General features: G+C 46.3%; 15 protein-coding genes and 1 pseudogene. 7 read left to right on the top strand and 9 right to left on the bottom strand.

What is annotated here, in order from left to right; genetic code table 11:
• The 3 genes and pseudogenes from QUA99_RS13675 to iscB all read left to right on the top strand — a co-directional run.
• Positions 1-377 (top strand): annotated as a pseudogene (locus QUA99_RS13675) (hypothetical protein); the annotation flags it as partial.
• The gene (cysE, locus tag QUA99_RS13670) at positions 361-1,158 is read left to right on the top strand and encodes a serine O-acetyltransferase (protein ID WP_333237230.1); all 798 of its coding nucleotides are present in this window, start codon (positions 361-363) and stop codon (positions 1,156-1,158) included. The pseudogene QUA99_RS13675 and the gene cysE, both read left to right, overlap by 17 nt.
• A gap of 261 nt (positions 1,159-1,419) precedes the next feature.
• Positions 1,420-2,697 (top strand): RNA-guided endonuclease IscB, encoded by a 1,278-nt coding sequence (gene iscB, locus QUA99_RS13665; protein WP_333237231.1) that lies wholly within the window; start codon positions 1,420-1,422, stop codon positions 2,695-2,697.
• A gap of 130 nt (positions 2,698-2,827) precedes the next feature.
• Here the strand turns inward: iscB and QUA99_RS13660 are convergent, their stop codons facing one another.
• From QUA99_RS13660 to QUA99_RS13640, 5 genes are all read right to left on the bottom strand, one after another.
• Positions 2,828-3,409 carry an Npun_F5749 family FMN-dependent PPOX-type flavoprotein gene (locus QUA99_RS13660; protein WP_333237233.1) on the bottom strand — a complete coding sequence of 194 codons (582 nt, stop codon included), beginning with the start codon at positions 3,407-3,409 and terminating at the stop codon, positions 2,828-2,830.
• A gap of 691 nt (positions 3,410-4,100) precedes the next feature.
• A complete protein-coding gene (locus tag QUA99_RS13655) occupies positions 4,101-4,589 on the bottom strand; it encodes a multidrug efflux SMR transporter (RefSeq protein WP_333237235.1) in 489 nt (162 codons plus the stop codon).
• Between the two features lie 247 nt (positions 4,590-4,836).
• A complete protein-coding gene (locus QUA99_RS13650) occupies positions 4,837-5,619 on the bottom strand; it encodes an SDR family oxidoreductase (RefSeq protein WP_333237237.1) in 783 nt (260 codons plus the stop codon).
• Between the two features lies 1 nt (position 5,620).
• Positions 5,621-6,928, bottom strand: coding sequence for a phthiocerol/phthiodiolone dimycocerosyl transferase family protein (locus QUA99_RS13645; RefSeq protein WP_333381265.1), 1,308 nt, complete (start codon positions 6,926-6,928; stop codon positions 5,621-5,623).
• A gap of 27 nt (positions 6,929-6,955) precedes the next feature.
• Complete coding sequence (locus QUA99_RS13640) at positions 6,956-11,278, bottom strand: amino acid adenylation domain-containing protein (RefSeq protein WP_333237241.1); 4,323 nt, start codon at positions 11,276-11,278, stop codon at positions 6,956-6,958.
• Positions 11,279-11,934: 656 nt separating this feature from the next.
• Between QUA99_RS13640 and QUA99_RS13635 the strand changes: the two genes are divergently transcribed.
• The 4 genes from QUA99_RS13635 to QUA99_RS13620 all read left to right on the top strand — a co-directional run bounded on the left by QUA99_RS13635 (position 11,935) and on the right by QUA99_RS13620 (position 15,955).
• Entirely contained in the window at positions 11,935-12,690 is a 756-nt protein-coding gene (locus QUA99_RS13635; RefSeq protein ID WP_333237243.1) for a methyltransferase domain-containing protein, read from the top strand.
• 106 nt (positions 12,691-12,796) lie between these two features.
• Entirely contained in the window at positions 12,797-13,573 is a 777-nt protein-coding gene (locus QUA99_RS13630) for a hypothetical protein (RefSeq protein ID WP_333237245.1), read from the top strand.
• A gap of 694 nt (positions 13,574-14,267) precedes the next feature.
• Positions 14,268-15,386 (top strand): tocopherol cyclase family protein, encoded by a 1,119-nt coding sequence (locus QUA99_RS13625; RefSeq protein ID WP_333237247.1) that lies wholly within the window; start codon positions 14,268-14,270, stop codon positions 15,384-15,386.
• Between the two features lie 68 nt (positions 15,387-15,454).
• Positions 15,455-15,955 carry a plastocyanin/azurin family copper-binding protein gene (locus tag QUA99_RS13620; protein ID WP_333237249.1) on the top strand — a complete coding sequence of 167 codons (501 nt, stop codon included), beginning with the start codon at positions 15,455-15,457 and terminating at the stop codon, positions 15,953-15,955.
• A gap of 93 nt (positions 15,956-16,048) precedes the next feature.
• On the opposite strand, the gene clpS is transcribed toward QUA99_RS13620, so the two are convergent.
• The 4 genes from clpS to pflB form a co-directional block, all read right to left on the bottom strand.
• Entirely contained in the window at positions 16,049-16,342 is a 294-nt protein-coding gene (gene clpS, locus QUA99_RS13615) for an ATP-dependent Clp protease adapter ClpS (protein WP_015178834.1), read from the bottom strand.
• 227 nt (positions 16,343-16,569) lie between these two features.
• Positions 16,570-19,200 carry a bifunctional acetaldehyde-CoA/alcohol dehydrogenase gene (adhE, locus tag QUA99_RS13610; protein WP_333237251.1) on the bottom strand — a complete coding sequence of 877 codons (2,631 nt, stop codon included), beginning with the start codon at positions 19,198-19,200 and terminating at the stop codon, positions 16,570-16,572.
• 135 nt (positions 19,201-19,335) lie between these two features.
• Positions 19,336-20,076: a pyruvate formate-lyase-activating protein gene (pflA, locus tag QUA99_RS13605; protein WP_333237253.1), complete on the bottom strand. Its 741-nt coding sequence runs from the start codon at positions 20,074-20,076 to the stop codon at positions 19,336-19,338.
• Between the two features lie 275 nt (positions 20,077-20,351).
• The gene (pflB, locus tag QUA99_RS13600) at positions 20,352-22,580 is read right to left on the bottom strand and encodes a formate C-acetyltransferase (protein ID WP_333237255.1); all 2,229 of its coding nucleotides are present in this window, start codon (positions 22,578-22,580) and stop codon (positions 20,352-20,354) included.
• Positions 22,581-22,608 lie beyond the last annotated feature (28 nt).

Genomic DNA, 22,608 nt, shown 5'->3' with positions numbered 1-22,608 from the left:
GGCGTCCCGCCCGTCCAGAAAGGACGGGCGGGACGCCCATCCCACAAATATGTGTAAATTATTTAATTCGCGATCCTTACTTAGCCAAGACTTTCAATTTAATCAAGATTGAAGACTTGAATGTCTTGGGGATGATGGCCGGCAAGCTGGCGGGGGCGATATCCGATCTGGGCTTTTACGAGTTCAAGCGTCAACTCGATTACAAATGCAAAATGTATGGAGCGAATTTAGTGCTAGTAGACCAATGGTTCCCATGGCCCATGCCCAATTCCCCACTCAGAAACTCTCCCCCTCTCCTACTCTCCCCCCATCCGGTAAAATTGAAAGTGGCGTGTTTAACCAAAATTGGTAACTCTGAAAGTGCTAAAGACCCTTAGAGCTGACTTCAGTATAATTTTCGATCGCGACCCTGCCGCTCGCAACTGGCTGGAAGTTTTGTTTTGCTACCCCGGTCTTCAGGCCCTAGTGCTGCACCGCCTCGCACACTGGCTTTACGTGCTGGGACTTCCCTTCATCCCCCGCTTGATTTCGCACATTGCTCGTTTTTTGACCGGAATTGAAATTCACCCGGGGGCAACCATCGGCAAAAGCGTCTTCATCGACCACGGTATGGGGGTTGTGATCGGCGAAACAGCGATTATCGGCGATTTTGCCCTAATTTACCAAGGTGTCACCCTTGGCGGAACAGGCAAGGAAAGTGGCAAGCGTCACCCTACCGTCGGCGAAAATGTAGTTGTCGGTGCCGGCGCCAAGGTACTCGGCAATCTGCTAATTGGCAACAACGTTCGCATCGGCGCAGGTTCCGTCGTGCTCCGCGACGTACCATCTGACTGTACGGTTGTAGGGATTCCCGGCCGCATCGTCTATCGGTCGGGAGTTCGCGTCAATCCCCTAGAACACGGCAGTTTGCCGGATTCGGAAGCTGTGGTAATTCGCTCTTTGCTCGATCGCATCGAGTCCCTCGAACAGCAAGTAAAAAGTTTGCTTCCTCAAGCATCTGTCTCCTTAAATTCTGTTCCCAATTCGCCTTCAGCATTCCCAACTTTAAATCAAACCAGCAATGTAGCTGTAGCTGAAAAAACCCAATTAGCTGTTGCCACCACTTGTCAGTTAAAAGATAAAGCAATTCAAGAATTTTTTGACGGCACCGGCATCTGAGGAGTAAGGAACCCCACGCTTAAAAGCGGGGGCTTTTGGAAAGTCCGGCTCGTTCCGAGCGGTTCAAGAAAAAAGCCCAAACCTTACCAGAGACAGGATTAGACCTACGTTTCTTGAGTCATAATACCGGATAATGCGTCGCTAGTTTTCCGCTCTATTGCTAGTCGTTAAACATCTGTACAAGGGTTAAGGAAGTGCGACTAGCTCAACAAGCTCATGAAACCTTCTCGAAGCGAACTTTACCCCGAAAGGGAGGACATTATGTCTAATTTTGTTTTCATAATTGATGCGAACAAACGACCACTAACACCGATTCATCCCGGTTTTGCACGCAGACTTTTCAAGCAAAAAAAGGCTGCAATTTACCGCAAGTTTCCGTTTACTTTGATACTCAAAGAATCACGCTCAGATCTGACCGTACCCGACTTGCAACTCAAGATAGATCCTGGTTCTAGGGTAACAGGTTTTGCCATACTCAACGGCGCAAAAGTTGTTTGGGCTGCAGAATTAACGCATAGAGGTCAGGCTATTAAAAATGCTTTACTCTCACGCAGTCAACTACGAAGAGTCCGACGAAATCGACACACTCGTTATCGTCAACCAAGATTCTTAAATCCTACCCGTCCTCAAGGTTGGCTAGCCCCCAGTCTACAACATCGTGTCGAAACCACGCTTACCTGGGTCAAAAAACTTATTAAGTTTGCGCCGACAAACTCAATCACTCAAGAACTGGTACGGTTCGACTTACAACAACTTGATCACCCTGAAATCTCAGGGATTGAATACCAACAAGGAACACTTTTAGGATATGAAGTCCGCGAATACCTTCTTGAAGTTTGGGAGAGGAAATGCGCTTATTGTGGCATTAAAAATGTACCATTACAGGTAGAACATATCCACCCCAAGGCCAAAGGTGGTAGTAACCGAATTTCTAACCTGTGTCTTGCTTGCGATACTTGCAACAATAATAAAGGTACTCAGGATATCAAGCAATTCCTAGCCAAGAAGCCTGATGTTCTCAAACGTATCCAAGCACAAAGAAAACGCCCTCTCATGGATGCGACTGCCGTCAATTCTACCCGCTGGACGTTACTCAATCGACTAAAAGAAACAGGACTCCCCGTGGCTACGGGGTCGGGAGGTCGAACTAAGTTTAATCGAACTCGCTTACAACTGCCTAAATCTCATTGGTTGGATGCGGCGTGTGTAGGCAAGGTCGAAGAGTTGAATGTACTAACTTCTCAACCGCTGTTAATCAAAGCAATGGGACACGGAACGCGACAGATGTGCGGTACAGATAAATTTGGATTCCCAATTCGTCATAAATCAAGAAAGCAAATTCATTTCTGTTTTCAAACTGGCGATATCGTCAGCGCGACAGTCACCGCAGGAAAGAAAATTGGCTGTTATACGGGACGAGTTCTTTGCCGCGCATCCGGTTCGTTTGATATTGCTACAACGACGGGAAGAGTGGCAGGGATTAGTCACAAATATTGCCGTGCAATTCACAAAAAAGATGGTTATTCCTATGGATTCTAATTTTAGGCGACTGAAGTCGCTGCCGCTTTCCTCCCCATGTCTAAAGCCAGGGGCTTCTCGCTCGTTTTTCGGTGAAAAATTAAAAGTTAAAAAGCACAATCTCTGTTTTTAATTTTTAATTTTTAATTTTTCAAGGATTAACCGATCGCACAGACCAATTTCCCTCCCCGTCCCGCCGATAAAGCGACCGATTTTGCGGTTCCCCCCGCAACTCCAAAAAATCCACCGTTTCCGGTTCCAACAACAGCAAGCAAAAATTAAGCAGCGGTTCGATCGCATTTGGGGAAGTAGAATCAAAAGCACTAGCCTCGGCTTTGTCATCCCCCGGATGCGGCCAAGCAAACTGTGCTCTAGCCGCCTCAGAAAGCTCCTGCCAAGCTGTGCGGCGCGACGAGCACAACTGGGTCTCTGGATAATCTGCCCCTACCAAAACTAACTTTCCAGCAATCCGAAATTGTTCGCGAGTTTTGGGGAAATACCAGCAAATTTCCCCCCAAGGATAGAGGTTAATTTCCTCAGCCTTTTCACTGCGAATATCTGTAATAAATTTCAACTGATTAGTATCTGCTAAAAAGCCTCGAAACACCACAGTGCGGTTGGCCGGACGGCCGGTGGCGCGAACAGTTGCTAGTTGCAAGTAGCGGGCAAAAGCAAGACTGCGGTTGCGGTGGAGGGCGCGAGCTAAGGGCGATCGCCAAAGTGCTAAAGACATAATTACAGCAGATTGCAGGTGTATGAGGTACAGTAAAATTTTGGGTTGAGAGGTTCTTGCGTTCGATCGCACGGCAATCGATCGGGGTGAGTTACAGGCAATCGGGCGCGGCCGGAAGCTGAAACATGAGTTGGTGACAAGCAGCTTCAAAGACTGAGGCGACAGTCATCTTGCTTGAGGGGCGATCGCTCTCAAAAACAATTAGCCCGCCGACAAATGGTCAATAGTACCGATTTTGCTCGCGGTTGAATCACGGGCGGGCGATCGATTCTGTTTGATTGTTAACAAAAGTAACTAATTGTATGGTTAGTGGTTTACAGCAATATAACCGTACACAAACATACCAACTTTATCTATTTCTCGTTGAAGCTCAATAACTGAACAATACAGCATATTCCATGTAGATGTAGTACAAAGAAACCGGGTTTCTAGCAACAGAATCAGTACCAGAGGCGAGAACTGTAAAGAAACCCGGTTTCTGGAGTGTACTTCATAAACCTGGAATACGCTGTAAATAGTGAAGTTTTTTTGATGACAAGCACAAATATGGAATCGCACTACCTCTAAGGGAGCCACTCCTCTAAAAAATGTGGGTTTTCTGGGGCGCTGCTGTAGCATATTGAAGCTCAATCCTCTTGACTTGGATGGTTCAACCTTAGCTAAGCTAGTGCAGTGCCCCAGAAAAACGCTTTTATAAATTTTCTAGCTCAGGCGATTTTATTGGCATTTGCGACATTAAGAGGGCAGCCTCTTCAACTGTCGGAAGCATATCTTGTGTTTTGACAGGCTCTGTAGTTTCCAAATAAACATTCAGGGCGCTTTCTTCTAATAACATCTCTTTTCCCTGAATCGTCGTTACAGGTTCGTGATTCAATTTCAGAATAACTACTCCAATTATTATCAGGAGAATAGCTCCTATTTTTAGCGGACTTGCCGACTCGTGGAAGCAAATAATGCCGATCGCTGCGATCGAGATTGTTCCCAAACCCGACCAAACTGCATAAACGACGCCCAATTCAATTTTTTTGAGAGCAAACGCCAGTATAGTAAAACAGAGGCCATAGCAGACAAACATCAAAACAGAAGGCAATACTTTAGAAAAGCCTTCTGATAATTTCATACAACTCGTGGCTACCACTTCTAGAACGATTGCCAACAATATATATATCCAAACGCTCATTGTGTAAGTGCTTTTGTACTGTGTTGTTAGAGGCTGTTTTGTGTTGAATTGCTATGCTTTAAAAATAGCAGTTCAGGATGTAAAATTCAAGGTAGCAACGGCTCCTACCGTACTTATGGCGATCGTGAAAACTAATTAATCGCCAGAAATCCTTGCCCGTCAAGCATTTTCGATGACCCATCCCCTATGCCCCAGAAAGCTGAAAGCTGAGTTTCCCCCATTGTTAAAGGAGAACCAAGTTTAAGGCTTACCAGAGCGAACCAGCCGATACAGTGATATCCTGCATCGTAATTCCCAAGGCTTCATCGCGGCACAAGAAAACAGCCAGTTCGCCGATTTCTTCCGGCTGTATCATTCTTTTCTGCGGATTTGTCTGCTTGACTTCCTCCATGTATTCAGCCAAGCCTTTGCCTTCGGTTTCAGCAAGTTCCCTCATCCAGTTTTTGCCGAAATCAGTTTCTACCCAGCCAGGACTAATAGAGTTGCAGGTGACACCGTGAGGTGCTGCTTCCAAAGCCACACATCGAGTCAGTCCCACTACTGCGGCCTTAGAAGCGCAGTAGGCGGCATTGGTGGGAGAACCCACTGAGGCAGCGGTGGAGGCAATGTTAATAATGCGACCCCACTTGCGATCGATCATTCCTGGCAGACAAAGCTTTATAGTGCGATAGACACCGTTGAGGTTGACATTGATGACTTGATGCCAGAGTTCGTCAGAATGACCGCACATTGCCTGCTCGGCACCGATTGCGGCCGAATTGGCTAGGATATCTACTTTGTCAAAGGCTTTGACCACAGCATTGTAAAAAGCCTGCACCGAGTCAGTTGATGTGACATCAAGGTTTATCGCCAGTGCCCTAACTCCCCGTGCTTCAATTTCGGCTTTGCACGGACTTGTGCTAGCAGTACCGGAACCTATCGCTACATCAGCCCCAGCTTCAGCAAAAGCAAGAGCCATAGCCCGGCCCATACCAGAGGCTCCGCCCGTTACCGCAGCCACACGACCTAACAAAAATTTTTCTTGGTTCATGTTATATTCCCATTTCCCTTAAACCTGTATGAACCTCCTCACCGCAAGCTTCATGCAAATAATACACTACACTGTCTGCCAATATCTCCATTGTTTCTCGACTGATGGAAGGCTCGGAAAATAGAAAATTCAAAATTGCTTTTCCGCGAAACGTTGTGACAGCAAGAGCTGGGACTCCTGCAAAACCAGCCTGTCCAAAAATCAAGCTAATTTCTTCGAGTTCTAGTAATCCGTAAGCTGTAGGGATATTCAGTTTTCCCATATTGCTGATCTCCACCGTTATCCCTAGCTCATTGGGACTGACAAGAATCTTCTGCGCCAACTCCCTATCAAACTCCGCTAAGTTAAATTGAACGCTGTGCAGTAAACCTTCTTTAATCTGTTGTCTGACCTCTCTCGCTAAATCCCAGAATGCAGTGTTTGTTTCTATAACGTGCCGTGAATACACAAACGAAATTAACCAACTCAGGTATTCGTTGCTAACAGCAGGTTCTAAATAGGGACGCAAATTAATAGAGGATTCACAGCTAAGGCGTAGGCTATCTGTTCTCTTTGTCTGCCGAATTATTTTTGCTATTGCCAATAGCATGGCAGCACATAAAGCTCCATTCACTGTTGTTTTTTCCTGGCGTGCCATTTTTTCGAGCTTTTGGATTAAGCCTTCGTCCAGTTGTCTGTAAAACCAGCCACTGCAACGGGACTCAATGGATACCAACTTCTCAACCGTTAAGTGGTCTATTTCTGCTATTTTAGTCTGGTTTTCCAGGCTTGCTTTTGCTGGCTTTGGCAAGAGTTCTTCTAGGGAGGAAAGTGCAGGCAATTGTGCCACCTGATTTAGGAGTTCAGCAGAATTTTTTTGGCAGCAGTATGTCAAGATTTCAGATTGCAGTTGCAGAAATGACAATCCATCTGCGATCGCATGATGCACGGTTGTAATCAGATGGCTAGTACCATTTTCACCTTCATCCCTAACCAGCACAGCTCGCATCAGATACCTGCTAGAATCTATTTTTTCGTTGAGTTCTGATAATACAATTTCTTGCCAGTGTTTTTCATGGATTCGGTCCACAACTCGCAGAGGAATTTTCTGCGTTCCTTCCGTTTCAAAGCGCAGGCGATCCAGATCCCCAACAATCCGACAATTCAGATAAGGGTGACGATACTGCGCCACTTCCAAAGCTTGTCTTACAGTTTCTTCGCTTAGGAATCCTCTGATACGGCTAAACACAGTTATATTCCAGGTACTAGCTCGTCGATTTAATATTTCGAGCAGATGCTGATGAGGTGCAAGTATTCTGTGATTTACCATAAACTTAAGTCCTAAACTATGCATAACTTACACTGTTTCAGTTACCGGAGTATTCACAAAATCGCTAACAGTCAAGTAGGAAAACAAAGTGCGAATAAATTTGCTGTCTACTGGTGGACAAAAAATGGAAGTATCTGTCAGTCTTCCCAGGGTATTTTGGCAGTCAAACTGTAACCCGATGGAGCAGAGTTCCAGATAGCTTAACTCCGTTCCAGTAATTTTTTCACTGAAAAGAGGCAACATAATACCCAACGCCGTCTCTTGGGAACTCATAGCGAGATTTCTCAAATTGGATTGCCACTGGACATATTCTAGTTGTTTGATGGAATAGCCAAGAGTAAGAATTTCTTTGATGAGTTGGCTCAAGTGTAAAGACTGAGGATTAACTAAATGAAAGACCTGCCCCTGAGATTCTTTCTGCTTTGATAGATAGACAATGGCTTTGCTCACATAGTCTACAGGTGTCATATCTATCGTTATATCTAAGTCAGGTGCAGTGCCTTGCTGGATAAACTGCTCGATCAGGCGGGACAGAATATCCTCAGTATTAGAAGCACCCGTTTGGCTGTGGCAGCTAATCATTCCGGGGCGGTATATACTAACTGGAATTCCTCGCGATCGCGCAGTTTGCAGCATTTTTTCTGCCACCCATTTACTTTGACAGTAGCCACCATAGACCACTTCACAATCATTGAGGTTATCTGCTTCTTGGATGCGCTTTTTCTCCTCCGAATAGCCACTAGATTCAAACACACCAAGGGATGAAATGTAATGTACGGGTTTGAGTTTGCTAAGACTGGCTAATCTCAAAATTTCCTGAGTCCCCTGCACGTTAGTCGATCGCACGGCAGTGTAGGGATAAAGTATATTTACATCAGCCCCAGCGTGATAAATAATATCAATTTCGCTAGCTAGCTGGTAAAACTGTTGCTCGTCTAGTCCCAAAAGCGGCTGGGATAAATCGCCAAGTACGGGAATAATCCGGGAGTTGAGGTTCTCATTTTCCAGTAAATGTCCCAGTAAATAGCGTTGCAGGTTTTTTTGGATTTTTTGCTTGGCTTGTGCTTCAGTTTTGCAGTTCCGAACCAGGCAATAAACTTTATTCTTGGTTTGTCCAAGAAGTTCTTCAAGTAAAAATGCTCCCAAAAAACCAGTTGCTCCCGTTAAGAAAATAGCATTTGGCTCAGTTACAGCCGCACCTGTGTTGGCTACAGGGCGGATGCTGGGATCTAGAACCGCTTCCCGTTGCAAATCTTTGACCGTTATCCCTTCTAGAGGAGTTGCTACGCCTGAGTGATGGAAGGATTCAATAGGGAACTGCGACGTATATTCGGCTATCGCTTGCACCATACCGATAACCGTAGGGTTCTCAAACAGGGAATGCAGGGGTAAATTGACTCCAAAAGCATCTTTCACTTGGGAGAGCAACTGCATTATCAGTAGGGAATGTCCTCCCAACTCAAAGAAGTTGTCCCGAACACCGACTGGATGGACGTTTAGCACTTTAACCCAGATATCAGCCAACTGCTTCTCGACTGGGCTATTGGGTGTGGCAAACTCTTGCTCCAAAATCGGTCTGTCGTGGGTGGGTGCTGGGAGCGATCGCCTGTCCACCTTACCATTAGGAGTTAGGGGTAGAGCCTCCAAAAAGACAAAAGCGGAGGGAATCATGTAATCCGGCAGCTTCTGTTTGAGGAAGTTCCGCAGCTTTGGCACCAGCGCTTCCTTGCTCTGCATTGGGTTATTGGCATAGGCACTCCAAGCTTGGAACTCTGGTGGTGCAGTGATGGCAGGAACTACCTCGTCTACCGTTGTTTCTATTCCTTGTCGCACAAACACCACGTCATAGCAGCCGTTGGCACCGTCTCCAGACCAAGTAGTGTAGATCGTATAAGGGAGTTCGGACTGCAAAGACCACCAATCTTCTGGTTCTATTCCTGCTACCTGGATTTGCGATCGCAACTCACCTACAGTCTGGGGAGGATTAGCGCTAGTTAGCAATTTTATCGCCTGAACATCTGCCCAAATCCGTGCGTTGGGAATGCGCGTAATTCTTAACCTCTCTGGATTGGTTTCTCTGACTCGCTCTCGGACAGTAGCCAATGTTAAGTTATCGTACTGCCAGTCTAACTCTAACGGCTCGGCGATCGCGACAGAGGTCTTTTTACCCACATAGAGAACTACATCATAACGATATCGAGTCAGCTCATTTTGATAGCGCCCCCGCTTGAGCTGAATTTCCACACGACTAATCTGGGGTAGATGCTGCTGGAGTGCTATGAAAAAAGCTGGGTTGACAGTCAGTTTCTTTTCTTCGGCGATGCGTTGCTGGATGCGTTCATGTAGCGCGACTGTAGATAGAGAGGCAGGAGCCTGATGTAGCTGAACGGAGGTATGGAAAGCTTCTAGCAACGGGAAGCTGAGCACGTCCCCAATAAAAATGCAGCCTTCTGACTGCAATAATTTTACGACTTTTTCTAATACCTTCACCAAATATTCAATACTTGGAAAATACTGGATTACCGAATTAATCACCACGGCGTCAAAGGCTTCAGTATCTATGCCCTCCAATCCGTCTGCGGCGCTTTGTTTCAGTATCACTGATTGCGCTAAAACGCTACTGCTAACCTGCTGCTCAATGTAACGAATTGCCTCAGCAGAAATATCCGTGCCACAGTAATGCTGACAGTAGGGAGCGATGCGAAACAGCAGCAGACCCGTACCACAACCTATTTCCAGCAAGCGCTTGGGTAGCAAGGAGAGAATGCGTTCCACAGTCAGCTCGACCCATTCCCGCACCTGGATTTCCGCCAGCGGCAAACCTGTATAGCTATCGTTCCAGCCGCCGATATGGAATGTTCCATCCCCATCTGCATCTGTCTTGCTGTAGGTTTCATCCCAGATTTTCTGCCACTGCTCTGTTTGCTCGTCCGGGCTGTTAGTTTCTAACTCTTGTACTTCTTCGGGTGGGGATGGGTGGAGCCGAACATAAGCCACCAAGCCTTTGTCGTTGGCTACATCTTCCCTAGCAATAACGACAGCTTGCTTCACGGCAGGGTGTTGATTAAGTAAGGCTTCAATTTCTCCAAGTTCGATGCGGAAGCCGCGAATTTTCACTTGGTTGTCTATGCGACCGAGGAATTCAATGGTGCCATCTGGTAAATAGCGAGCCAAGTCGCCAGTTTTGTACAGGCGCGAATCTGGTTCTTGGGTAAATGGGTTGAGAATAAACTTCTCGTTAGTCAGTTTGCTGCGGTTGAGGTAGCCTCGTGCAACACCAACTCCACCGATATGTAATTCACCTGGGATGCCGAAGGGAGCTAGCTGACCCGATTCTTGGAACAGATAAATTTGGGTGTTGGCAATGGGATATCCGATGGGAACTGGGCTATCTCCTGATTGCACTTGGTGGATAGCTGACCATACGGTAGCCTCTGTGGGGCCGTAGAGGTTCCACAGGCTGTGACTTTTTTCTAGCAACTGATTGGCTAACTCTCGCGATAAGCTTTCCCCACCGCAGAGAATTTTCAATTTTTTGTTGCCACCCCACCCAGCTTCTAGCAACATTCGCCACGTTGCTGGAGTGGCTTGCATAACGTTAGCATCAGATTTTCTCAGCAGTTTTATCAGTTGTGCTGCGTCTGTAGCAACTTCATGACTTGCCAACACAAGGCGTGCGCCAGTAATCAAGGGCAAGTAAATTTCTAGTACCGCAATATCAAAGGATATGGTGGTGACGGCAACAAGGGTATCTTGTTGGGTCAGTCCCGGAGAAAGGCGCATGGAATTTAAGAAGTTGACCGCAGATTTGTGGGTTATCTCAACTCCTTTAGGCTTACCAGTAGAGCCTGAGGTGTAAATGACGTAGGCTAAATTTTCATCTATTACCCCGCTGTCTGGATTCTCGAAACTGTTTTCAAACCGCGCCTCTTCTGTGTTATCTAGGCAGAGCAGCTTTAGCTTTTTGCTGTTAGGATGGGGCGACGCCGGTGTGGCGAAATCTAGCAGTCCCGTTGCCAACTTTTCCTGAGTCAAGATTATTGGTAATTGGGCATCTTCTACCATGAAGGCTAGACGTTTTACCGGATAGGTGGGATCTAATGGAACGTAAGCCCCACCAGCTTTCAGGATTGCCAAGAGCCCAACGACTAGATTAAGCGATCGCTCCAAGCAAATGCCCACCAGCACCTCTGGTCTAACTCCCAAGCCTCGCAGGTAGTGTGCAAGTTGATTCGATCGCTGATTTAGCTCTCGGTAAGTTAGCTGCTCATCTTCAAAAACCACAGCTATGGCTTCTGGCGTTCGTTCTACCTGTACCTCAAACAGTTGATGGATACAAAAACTATTCATAAATTTCACGAAAAGTTTCTTGTTCGTTAAATTCAAATTCTTAATTCCCCACACTCGAACCTGCAACCTCACACTCCAAAGCCAGGAACACCAAGGATTTACACTTTTCTTAGTGCCATTCCACCCAGTACCAGTACCCAGCTTTGACTAAGGAATGAGAATTAAATAACTTACAATGCGTGATTTTCTTGTGGGATGGGCGTCCCGCCCGTCCAGAAAGAAAGGGGGGGCGGGACGCCAACCCCACTTTCAAGAGTGTAAATTATTTAATTCGCGATCCTAAGTGGGTTGATGTGACATCAAGGTTCATCGGAAGTGCCCTAACTCCCAGTGCTTCAATTTCGTCTTTGTATGGATTTTTGCTAGCAGTGCGATAGCGCTACATCAGCCCCAGCTTCAGCAAAAGCGAGAGCCATAGCCCTGCCTATTCCAGAGGCACGGTCCGTTACCACAGCCACACGACTTTTCAAAAATTTTTCTTGACTCAATATCATGTCCGGGAGCTTACCCATAATACCTATAATGGAGAGACCTTACGTGTAAAGTATCTACAGATATTTGATTACGGTCGTGTTACCGGACATGATATCATTTCACCCCGATCTTTCATCGGTTAATAATTTCTAACTCAATCAACAGTAACATTCGACACACATATGCAGAAAGTGGATTTTGAGATTCAACTCCCAGAAACCGAAATTGTTCGGAACTTACCCATCCAGGAAGAATTCTTTTGGTTAAGCCAAAATGGAAAAGAAGGCAAGCTGAGATTACACGACTATGCTCAAATTTATCGGATTCCACATCTGTACGAATATTTAATGGAAAAGTTGCAGGCTAAATCCCATATCGTACTGTCTTCTTTACTGATAGATCTAGTCACCAAAGCTGGCGGCGATGTTAAAGATTTGATAGTGCTAGAAGTTGGGGCAGGAAGTGGAATGCTAGGCCAAGCTCTAGCAGATTTGGGGGTGAAATCAATGACTGGAATTGACATTCTTCCAGAAGCTGCCCAAGCAGCAAAACGCGAATGTCTAGGAGTTTACGAGAATTACTACGTTGAAGATCTGACCAATTTAAGCGAAAAGGCACTGGACACTCTAAGCAGCCGAGGGTTTAATTGTCTGGTTTGTGCTTCCGCACTCTCGTCTAATCACATTCCTGCTTTAGGCTTGGCTACCGCATTTAACCTGATAGCACCCAATGGCTGGATTGCCTTCAACGTGCAGAAAGAAGGCTGGGAGGAGAAAGGCGAGGCTTCTTTTGTGGCACGGCATCCTTGGGTAGCGGAAACGGACATTTTTGAGATTGCTCAGAGGCATGACTATCAGCATCGATTTCACATGGACGGACGCCCCCTATACTATAAAGCCACGATCGGCACAAAGCGAGCCAACATACAGAAAAGCTAACTGAAGAGAGGGGAACTGAAATCGCAAAATCAGGATTATTGGCTGCCAATATTTAGTTTTCCCCTTAAAAACACAACACTATACAGCGGATCGGGAGAGAATTAGCATGAAGTTTCAACAGTTTATCGAGCAAAGCTACGTAATTTTAAGACAAGATTACTTGAAAACAGTCGTAAATCCAAGTGATTTAGAGATATTGCATCAAAATATCGTTTTATTTCGTGAGGGAATGCGAAAATTTTTTGAAAGACCAGATCGGGAGAGAGACTTGTTTAAGTCGGGCGATTATGTTTTTCGGAGTTCAGGATATCTGGCAGGTTACTGGCCTCAAACAGTATATGACGATATCTATGAGGCTAAAAAGTTTCCCCTGGAATACTACAATTCTAAAAAATTCTATTCAGGTGACAGAGATGGATTCTTTGTACCTGAGAATAATGTGAACCCAGAAAGCCTACCTGAAGTTGAAAAATTGCCTCATAACCAAGGATATGATATTGCACAGTTTGTTAACCGTCACATAAATTCTCCTCTGCTTGAAGAGTTGAGAAGTTACTTAGATCCCAATTCACATCTTTCGTGTATTCTCCAAATCAAACCGACTTATTATCGGGAAAAAGTGATACTAGAGTTGCATCGGGACAAGAGCTTTATCCAAAGCATTATAGGGCCTACATCCAATTTAATGATCCAGCCTGAAGGCGCTACTGAACCTCAAATGGTAACGCTTGACATTGGGGAAATACTCGTCTACACAGGCTTTCAGTTTCAGGAATATTTCAAAAATGTTGGTGTCCTTGCTCAGGTTAAGCCTCTTGCTCACGGCGTAATAGCTGAAGAAAAGCGTATGAGTATTGTAGCAAGCACTATTTTGAACACCTAATTACTCATTGCAAGAGCTCACTTCTGTTTACCAAATTTGTTCTGACGCGATGCCATCGTCCGGTCTGTTGTCCGATAGTCAGTTTCTTTTTAATGGAACATACAGCAGATTGCAGGTGTATGAGGTACAGTAAAATTTGGGGTTGAGAGGTTCTTGCGTTCGATCGCACGGCAATCGATCGGGGTGAGTTACAGGCAATCGGGCGCGGCCGGAAGCTCAAACCAGAGTAAGTTGATGACAAGCAGCTTCAAAGACTGAGGCGACAGTCATCTTGGTTGAGGGGCGATCGATCAAAAACAATTAGCCCGCCGACAAAGGGCTAATAGTACCGATTTTGCTCGCGGTTGAATCACCGGCGGGCGATCGTGGGGAGTCCACTCAGCGCAGGCAAGAGTCAATTTGTGTCAGCATCTAAAATCCCGTAAAATTAGTTGACCTTAAAAAAAACTTTACGCAGTAAGCTGTCACGCATTTAAATTGCATATTCAGGGCGGGCTTTCTGGCGCACCCCACAAGACTTAGATTATTTTTTGACATTCAATTTAAATGCACAACAGCTTAGTCAAGCCGTGACAGATTGGTAGCGAGTAATTGGTAATGGGTAATTAGTGCATTTTTACTTTTACTTCTGCCTCCTGATTTTCTCTCTAAACTCACAATTTACAACTATTAAAATCTTGCTCTTGGTAATTTTATGTCAAATTCACTTTCAAAACTCAAAACTATTGAAACTCCCCACAGCGGCTACCACTGGGACGGCAGTTCCCGCCGCTTTTTTGAAGGTTGGTACTATCGAATAACATTACCGATTCACGGACAATCCTTTGCATTCATGTATTCCATCGAAGACCCCAGATGCGGTCAACCTTACAGCGGCGGTGCAGCTCAAATTCTCGGCCCGAAAGATAGCTATTTGTGCCGCACCTTCCCCGATGTAAATAAGTTTTGGGCGCACCGAGAAAGGTTGGGTTTGGGGCATTGGGGCAAAACAGATTTACAAATTAAAGCCGACTATTTAGAACCGCAAATATTCGACAGCCGCGTCGAAGAAGGCTATCAAGCTACGGCTACTTTGAATCAAGGTTATCTGCACGATCCTGGAAGCGGCAGTCGCTGTTTTTGGCAGTACGAAATTCAACCTATTTACGGCTGGGGAAACTCTGAAGAAATCCAGAAGTCTACGGCGGGAATGCTATCTTTTCTGCCCGTCTTTGAGCCTGGATGGCAAATTTTAATGGCTCACGGTTTAGCCACGGGCTGGATTGATTGGAACGGCCAACGCTACGAATTCAAAGATGCTCCCGCTTACAGCGAAAAAAACTGGGGCGGTGCTTTTCCGCAAAAGTGGTTTTGGATTAATTGCAATTGTTTTCAAGGCGAAAAGGATTTAGCTTTAACTGCTGGCGGCGGCAAGCGGGGCGTGCTGTGGTGGATGGAATCGGTAGCAATGATTTGTCTGCATTACCGAGGCAAATTTTACGAATTTGTACCTTGGAATTCGCAAGTTAGCTGGAATATTGAGCCTTGGGGAAGCTGGAAAATGCAGGCTAGAAACAGCCAATTTGAAGTTGAGTTGATTGGCACTACAAACAATCTTGGTACTTATGTGCGAACTCCTACAGAAAAAGGCATGGCTTTTTGCTGCCGGGATACGACGCACGGCGAATTGCGCTTGCAACTGCGAGAGTTGTTGGGGGGAAATGTTGACAAAAATGGCAAGCAGCGTTCTAGAATTATCTTGGAGGCTCAAAGTTCTTTATCGGGTTTGGAGGTTGGGGGCGGGCCTTGGGATGAAGTTTGGCGATCGAATTAAGTCATCAGTCATTAGTCAGCAGTCAGCAGTCAGTTAATAGTTAACAGTTAACAGTAGTCTGAACAACCATGAGCAATTTACTCGGTTTGCAATTAGGTGAATTTTACCGCAGCGAGCGGTTACAACAAGCTCTCAAGGTGATTTTGGGACTAATTTTGTGTTTGGGGACAATCTTGGTGCCGGCGGCAATTGCTAGTGCTGCCGGTGATTTGTCTCGCCAACCTGTCACCGAAATTACTGTTAGTTTGGGTAACGAAGCTGGGGAACTCAAATTTTTTCCCAATTTGCTAGAATTTGAATCGGGAAAACGCTATAAATTAGTGCTAAAAAATCCCAGTTCGCAGAAACATTATTTCACTGCCAAAAACTTTGCTGATGCGAGTTGGACTCAAAAAGTTGAAGCTGGTAATGTGGAAATTAAAGGAGCGATTCACGAATTGGAACTTAAACCGGGCGCTATGGCAGAATGGGTGTTTGTTCCCATGAAATCGGGAAGTTACAACCTGCGCTGTACGGTAGCCGGACATACAGAGGCGGGGATGATTGGCAAAATTACGATCGCCTCTTAACGCCAGTCTCCGTCGCCTCACCGGACATCCTATTAAATTCCCATTAATTACCGACAAAAAATCGATCGAACTTTCGGGCCTTCTACACTCTTTTCAAGCTGACTCTAGCGGAGCCATTGTCAGTCCAGCACGGCTCAATTGCATATGATAAAGTTCTGCTTGCTCTTGCGGGCCAACCCAGACGGTGGCCTGGCCTTCGTGGTGGATTTGGTTGGCGAGTTTCCAAGCCCGATCGCTCGTCATCCCTGGAATGTATTTCGTCAAACATTCCACAACGTGCTGGAATGTGTTGAAGTCGTCGTTAAGAACTATTACCCGATAGTTGGGATAAGGTTTGCGGGTAACTTGACTCGATCGAACGGGTGCTATGGTTGGTGAAGAGGTCATCGCGCGAACAGCCACTGAAACTACAAAATTCGTAAAAGAGTTACCGATAAAATTATAACACAATTTCAGAATTTTTTAACCCCTACTTGGTATTTCGATCCGCTTCGGGGTTTATTTTCACCGCCGGGCCCTGCGTTAGATTTCTCCAGAAACTGTGGGGAGTAGGGGTTAGGCATCCTGCCCCCCATTGACAGGCTTTTCTGGATAAATCTATGGCACCGCGGCGATTAAACTACAGTTAACACTCGATCGACAAAAGAAGTGTCGCCGTCAGAATACGCTTGCAGCAGAAGTTGCTTTAAATCTTCAATCAGCGGATAGCGGGGGTTCGCTCCGGTACACTGATCGTCAAAAGCGCGATCGGCCATTTCCTCAACGCGAGCAAAAAAGAAATCATCACTCATTCCCTGACTGGCAAGAGCCTCCTGAATCGTGCTAGGAATATCTACCTGACGCTTGAGATCTTCCACCGCTGCGATCAACTTCTCAACTTTTTCATCTTCTGTATCGCCGCCCAAATTCAGATAGTCCGCAATTCGAGCATAACGCCACTTGCTGTTAGGATACTTGTTTTGAGAAAAAATCGCTTGTTTGAACGGAACATCCGTTGCATTGTAGCGAATTACATGGGAAATCATCAGCGCATTCGCTAAACCGTGAGGGACGTGGCAAGTTGAACCTAATTGGTGAGCCATTGAGTGACAAACCCCCAGAAAAGCGTTGGCAAATGCCATGCCGGCGATCGTAGCAGCATAATGTACTTTCTCCCGCGCTTTCGGATCGTTCGCACCATTTTTGTAAGCGCTGGGCAGGTATTTAAACAGCAAACGAATCGCTTCTAAAGCCAAACCATTTGTATACTCAGAAGCCAACACAGAAACATAAGCTTCTAAAGCGTGGGTTAGCGCATCAATGCCGCCGTAAGCAGTCAGTTTCCGGGGCATATTCAGTGTAAGTTCTGGATCGACGATCGCCATACTCGGAGTCAGAGCATAATCTGCAAGCGGATACTTAATCCCCGATCGTTCATCCGTAACAACCGCAAAAGGCGTGACTTCCGAACCCGTTCCCGAAGTAGTTGGAATTGCCACCATAATTGCCTTCGAGCCCAAAGGCGGCAGTTCGTATACCCGCTTGCGAATATCCATAAACCGCATCGCCAATCCTTCAAACTCAATTTCTGGATGCTCGTACATCAGCCACATTACTTTAGCAGCATCCATCGGCGACCCACCACCAAAGGCAACAATCACATCTGGATGGAAACTATTGCAGATTTCTAAACCTTTGCGAACAGTAGCAAGCGAAGGATCGGGTTCCACATCGTAAAATGTGTAGTGATCGATGCCGATTTCTTCCAAACTATCTGTGACTTCCTTAGTCAATCCCAACTCAAACAAAGGTTTATCCGTCACGATCAAAGCACGTTTCTTACCTGCAAGATCCCTCAAAGCTACAGGAAGACAGCCCGACTTAAAATAAATCTTGGGAGGAATGCGGAACCAGAGCATATTCTCGCGCCGTTCTGCTACGGTTTTGATATTGAGCAGGTGATGGGGTGTCACGTTGACAGAAATGGAATTATCGCCCCAGCTACCGCAACCGAGGGTAAGGGAGGGATCGAGGCGGAAATTGTACAAATCGCCGATCGCACCTTGAGAAGAAGGCGTATTAATCAGCACCCGCGAAGTCTCTACTTTGCCTTCAAAATAACGAATGTGGTTCTGATTGTGGGGGGCGGTATAGAGTACAGAAGTATGTCCGTGTCCGCCAAAAATTATCAGCGCTTCCGCTTTGTCTACCGCTTCAGTAAAGTCCTTGGCGCGGTACATGGCGAGAATCGGCGAAAGTTTTTCACAAGCAAAGGGTTCTTCTTTACCAACCGCCTCCACTTCTCCAATCAAAACCCTGATGTTTGACGGCACTGTAAAACCAGCAATCTGCGCCACCTTTTGCACCGATTGTCCGACAATCTCGGCATTCAATCGCCCATCAATTAAGATTACCTGCCGCACTTTTTCCCGTTCTTCTGCATTGAGGAAATAAGCACCGCGCTTGATAAATTCTAGTTGCACGGCATCGTACACCTCATCCACAACAATCACCGATTGTTCCGAAGCACAAATCGTGCCGTTGTCGAAAGTTTTGCTGAGCAAAATTGAGCTGACAGCCATTTGGATGTGGGCGGTTTCATCGATGATGGCGGGAGTATTTCCCGCGCCGACACCGAGGGAGGGATGTCCTGAAGAGTAGGCAGCTTTTACCATTCCCGGCCCGCCAGTTGCCAAAATTAGTTTGATATCGGGGTGCTGCATCAAAGCTTGGGAAAGCGGCACAGTTGGCTCATCAATCCACCCAATAATATCCGGCGGTGCTCCGGCCGCTACAGCAGCATCGAGGATGATTTTTGCCGCCGCAGCCGTGCAGGATTTGGCGCGGGGATGGGGCGAAAATATAATGCCATTTCTCGTCTTGATCGCGATTAAAGATTTAAAGATGGTGGTGGAAGTCGGGTTAGTTACAGGAACGATTCCCGCCAGCACTCCCACGGGTTCGGCAATGCGTTCGTAGCCAAAATGCCGATCGGACTCGATGATACCGCAAGTCTTGTCGTTTTTGTATTTGTTATAAATCATTTCTGAGGCAAAATGATTTTTGATTGCTTTATCTTCGATGACTCCCATTCCCGATTCTTTGACTGCTGCTTTGGCTAGGGGAATGCGGGCGGCATTAGCGGCTAAAGCTGCTTGCTTGAATATGCGATCGACTTGTTCTTGAGTGTAGGTGGCAAATTCAGCTTGGGCTGCTTTCACTTTTTGAATTAGCACTTCTAATTCTTCTACATTGGTAACTTTCATGTCTTTTCTCCTCAGTGATTTTTTGAGATAATTATTGCCTAACTTTTTGAGCGGTAGGGGAACCGCAGATTAACGCAGAGCAGCGCAGATGATTTCAAGATAGTTTGTGTTTTTTGCACGATGTATTTTCATTAATTATATACCGCTTGCTCCGATCGCATTTACCCCGATTCTGCGAAAAATCTCAACTGTTTGTTGGACGAGTTCCGGTGAAGCTGGAGGTGTATCTTTGAGTTCGTAATCCAGTTTTAATTGTTCCCATTTGTATTCTCCCATTTTATGAAATGGTAAGACTTCTACTTTTTCTACGTTGGTCAGATTGGCAATGAAGTCCGCTAGTTTTTCTATGTTTTCGATGTCATCGGTGAGGTGAGGAACTAGAACGAAGCGAATCCACGTCGGTTTGCCAATTTCGCTGAGATATTTCGCCATTGCTAAAGTAGGCTCGATCGAAACGTTGGTGACTTTGTAATACAGTTCGGGAATGTAGGATTTGATGTCCAATAAAACCAGATCGGTCATTTCCAGAACCGGTTTAGCAACTTCTAAAAGACAGAATCCTGATGTGTCTAGGGCTGTATGCAAGCCCATTTGATGGCAGCGACTAAAGATTTCTCTGACAAAATCCGGCTGCATCAACGGTTCGCCGCCGCTGACGGTAACGCCTCCTTTCCGCAGGTATGATTTACATTTTGTAATTTGCTCGATTAAATAATCGACGGTTACTTCTTTACCATCGTGGGAGTTGCGACAGTCGGGATTGTGACAGTACAGACAGCGTAACGGACAGCCTTGGGTGAAGACGATAAACCGGATTCCGGGGCCGTCTACGGTACCAAAAGTTTCGATTGAGTGAATGCGACCAATTCCAGACATTTAATTTGCTGTTTGTTGGGATTTTGAGAGTAGGGAGGAGCGGGAGGGCGGGGTTAACAATAGCCTGAAAAGTTTCGGATCTCTCGTTTAGAGCCTCGGCTCGCTCCCCCTGGCATCTCCCTTAAGAAGGGGGAGTTCGAGAGTTTCTGGTTCTCCCTTTCTTAAGGCTAGGGGGGATTGAGGTTAATCATTTAACAGCTTCTTCATTCCCCCTCTGTTCGGATGAAAGTTTGACTCTTGAGCGGTTTCAATCGCCGAGTTTTTTCTGCTGGGATTTAGACACGTTCGTGGAAAGTCCGTTTAATCACATCTAATTGCTGTTCGCGGGTAAGTTTGATGAAATTAACCGCATAACCGGAGACGCGAATTGTTAGCTGGGGGTAGTTTTCCGGATGTTCCATCGCATCTAGTAATGTTTGCCGATCGAGCGCGTTAACATTGATGTGATGGCCGCCATCGTGGAAGTAACCGTCTAAAAGACCAACTAGGTTATTAGTCCGATCGCTCTCCATTCTGCCCAAGGCCTGCGGTAGAATCGAAAAAGTATTCGATATGCCATCTTGACAATCACTGTAAGGCAGTTTCGCTACAGAAGATAAGGATGCGATCGCCCCGCAGGAATCTCGACCGTGCATCGGATTAGCACCGGGAGCAAAGGGTTCGCCTGCTTTACGTCCGTCGGGAGTGCTACCAGTTTTTTTGCCGTACACTACGTTAGAAGTAATCGTCAGTACCGATTGAGTCGCTACAGCGCAGCGGTAGGTTTTGTGCTGGCGAATTTCGTTCATGAACCTTTGCACGAGTTCGATGGCCAGACTGTCTGCGCGATCGTCATTATTGCCGTATTTTGGATATTCTCCTTCGATCGAGTAATCTACGGCCAAACCTTGCTCGTTGCGAAGCACTTTAACTTTAGCGTGTTTAATCGCCGAGAGCGAGTCCGCCACCACAGACAGTCCCGCAATTCCGCAGGCCATTGTCCGGTAAACATCGCGATCGTGCAGTGCCATTTCTAGCCGTTCGTAGCAGTATTTGTCGTGCATGTAGTGAATGACATTCAGCGTATTGATATACGTTTTTGCCAACCACGCCATCATTTCTTGGAACCGCGCTCTTACCTCGTCATAATCGAGATATTCGGTAGTAATCGCTGGGAACTGCGGCGCGATTTGGTCGCCGGACTTCTCATCTTTACCGCCGTTAATCGCATAGAGCAAAGTCTTGGCCAAGTTAACTCGCGCGCCGAAAAACTGCATTTGCTTGCCAATTCGCATCGCAGAAACACAACAGGCGATCGCGTAATCATCGCCGTATTGAGGGCGCATCAAATCGTCGTTTTCGTACTGAATCGAACTCGTCTCGCTGGATACCTTCGCACAGAATTGTTTGAAGTTTTCCGGCAAGTTTTCCGACCACAAAACGGTGAGATTTGGTTCTGGTGCAGTACCGAGGTTTGAGAGGGTGTGCAAGAATCGGAAACTGTTGCGAGTTACCAATGTTCTACCGTCATCGCTGATACCGCCGATCGCCTCTGTTACCCAAGTTGGATCGCCAGAAAACAGCTCGTTATAGTCGGGAGTTCGCAAAAACCGCACCATGCGGAGTTTCATTACAAAATGGTCGATCAGTTCTTGCAATTCTTGTTCTGAACTCGCGCCGCTTTGCAAATCGCGCCCGAAATAAATGTCTAAAAACGTCGATACGCGGCCGAGAGACATCGCTGCCCCGTTTTGTTCTTTCACTGCTCCCAAGTAGCCAAAATACACCCACTGGACAGCTTCTCGTGCATTTGCCGCCGGACGGCCAATATCAAAGCCGTAGCTAGCAGCCATTTCTTTTAACTCAAACAATGCCCGAATTTGCTCGGATAACTCTTCGCGCAAGCGAATTGTTGCTTCGTCCATCGCCTCTAGTTCGAGGGATTCTTGCTGTGTTTTTTTATCATCAATTAGGCGATCGACACCGTACAAAGCAACGCGCCGGTAGTCACCGATGATCCGCCCGCGTCCGTAGGCATCTGGCAAACCTGTGATGATACCAGAACGTCTCGCCAGACGCATCGAGCGCGTGTAAACATCGAATACACCATCGTTGTGAGTTTTGCGATATTTCGTAAATATTTCTTCAGTTTGCGGGTCTAGCTGATAGCCGTAAGCTTCTAAACCTGCTTTGACAACGCGAATCCCGCCAAAGGGCATAATCGCGCGTTTCAAAGGTCGATCTGTTTGCAAACCTACTATTTGTTCTAAGTCGCGATCGATGTATCCTGCTGCATGAGCGGTGATAGATGTGGGAACTTTTGTATCAACATCCAATACACCTTTTTCGCGCTCTTGCTTCATTAATTCCAGAACTTTTTGCCAAAGCTGCTGGGTTTTTTCGGTTGGTGCTGTGAGAAATTCTGCATTCCCTTCGTAGGGGGTGTAATTCTTTTGAATGAAGTCTCTGACGTTGACTTCCTTTGTCCAGTTGCCTTCAGTAAAGCCGTGCCATTGTACTAACATAGCTTCCTTTCACCTCAATCTTTTGTTA

This window comes from Microcoleus sp. F10-B2 (assembly GCF_036704965.1).
Classification (GTDB): Bacteria; Cyanobacteriota; Cyanobacteriia; order Cyanobacteriales; family Microcoleaceae; genus Microcoleus.
This window is presented reverse-complemented; position numbering and strand designations above follow the sequence as displayed.

Bases quoted from the DNA above. Each gene is read 5' to 3' on its own strand.
- adhE (WP_333237251.1), bottom strand. From the start codon at position 19,200: ATGAAAGTTACCAATGTAGAAGAATTAGAAGTGCTAATTCAAAAAGTG.
- QUA99_RS13630 (WP_333237245.1), top strand. From the start codon at position 12,797: ATGAAGTTTCAACAGTTTATCGAGCAAAGCTACGTAATTTTAAGACAA.
- pflA (WP_333237253.1), bottom strand. From the start codon at position 20,076: ATGTCTGGAATTGGTCGCATTCACTCAATCGAAACTTTTGGTACCGTA.
- QUA99_RS13625 (WP_333237247.1), top strand. From the start codon at position 14,268: ATGTCAAATTCACTTTCAAAACTCAAAACTATTGAAACTCCCCACAGC.
- QUA99_RS13640 (WP_333237241.1), bottom strand. From the start codon at position 11,278: ATGAATAGTTTTTGTATCCATCAACTGTTTGAGGTACAGGTAGAACGA.
- QUA99_RS13620 (WP_333237249.1), top strand. From the start codon at position 15,455: ATGAGCAATTTACTCGGTTTGCAATTAGGTGAATTTTACCGCAGCGAG.
- QUA99_RS13645 (WP_333381265.1), bottom strand. From the start codon at position 6,928: ATGGTAAATCACAGAATACTTGCACCTCATCAGCATCTGCTCGAAATA.
- QUA99_RS13660 (WP_333237233.1), bottom strand. From the start codon at position 3,409: ATGTCTTTAGCACTTTGGCGATCGCCCTTAGCTCGCGCCCTCCACCGC.
- QUA99_RS13635 (WP_333237243.1), top strand. From the start codon at position 11,935: ATGCAGAAAGTGGATTTTGAGATTCAACTCCCAGAAACCGAAATTGTT.
- pflB (WP_333237255.1), bottom strand. From the start codon at position 22,580: ATGTTAGTACAATGGCACGGCTTTACTGAAGGCAACTGGACAAAGGAA.
- QUA99_RS13650 (WP_333237237.1), bottom strand. From the start codon at position 5,619: ATGAACCAAGAAAAATTTTTGTTAGGTCGTGTGGCTGCGGTAACGGGC.
- clpS (WP_015178834.1), bottom strand. From the start codon at position 16,342: ATGACCTCTTCACCAACCATAGCACCCGTTCGATCGAGTCAAGTTACC.
- QUA99_RS13655 (WP_333237235.1), bottom strand. From the start codon at position 4,589: ATGAGCGTTTGGATATATATATTGTTGGCAATCGTTCTAGAAGTGGTA.
- iscB (WP_333237231.1), top strand. From the start codon at position 1,420: ATGTCTAATTTTGTTTTCATAATTGATGCGAACAAACGACCACTAACA.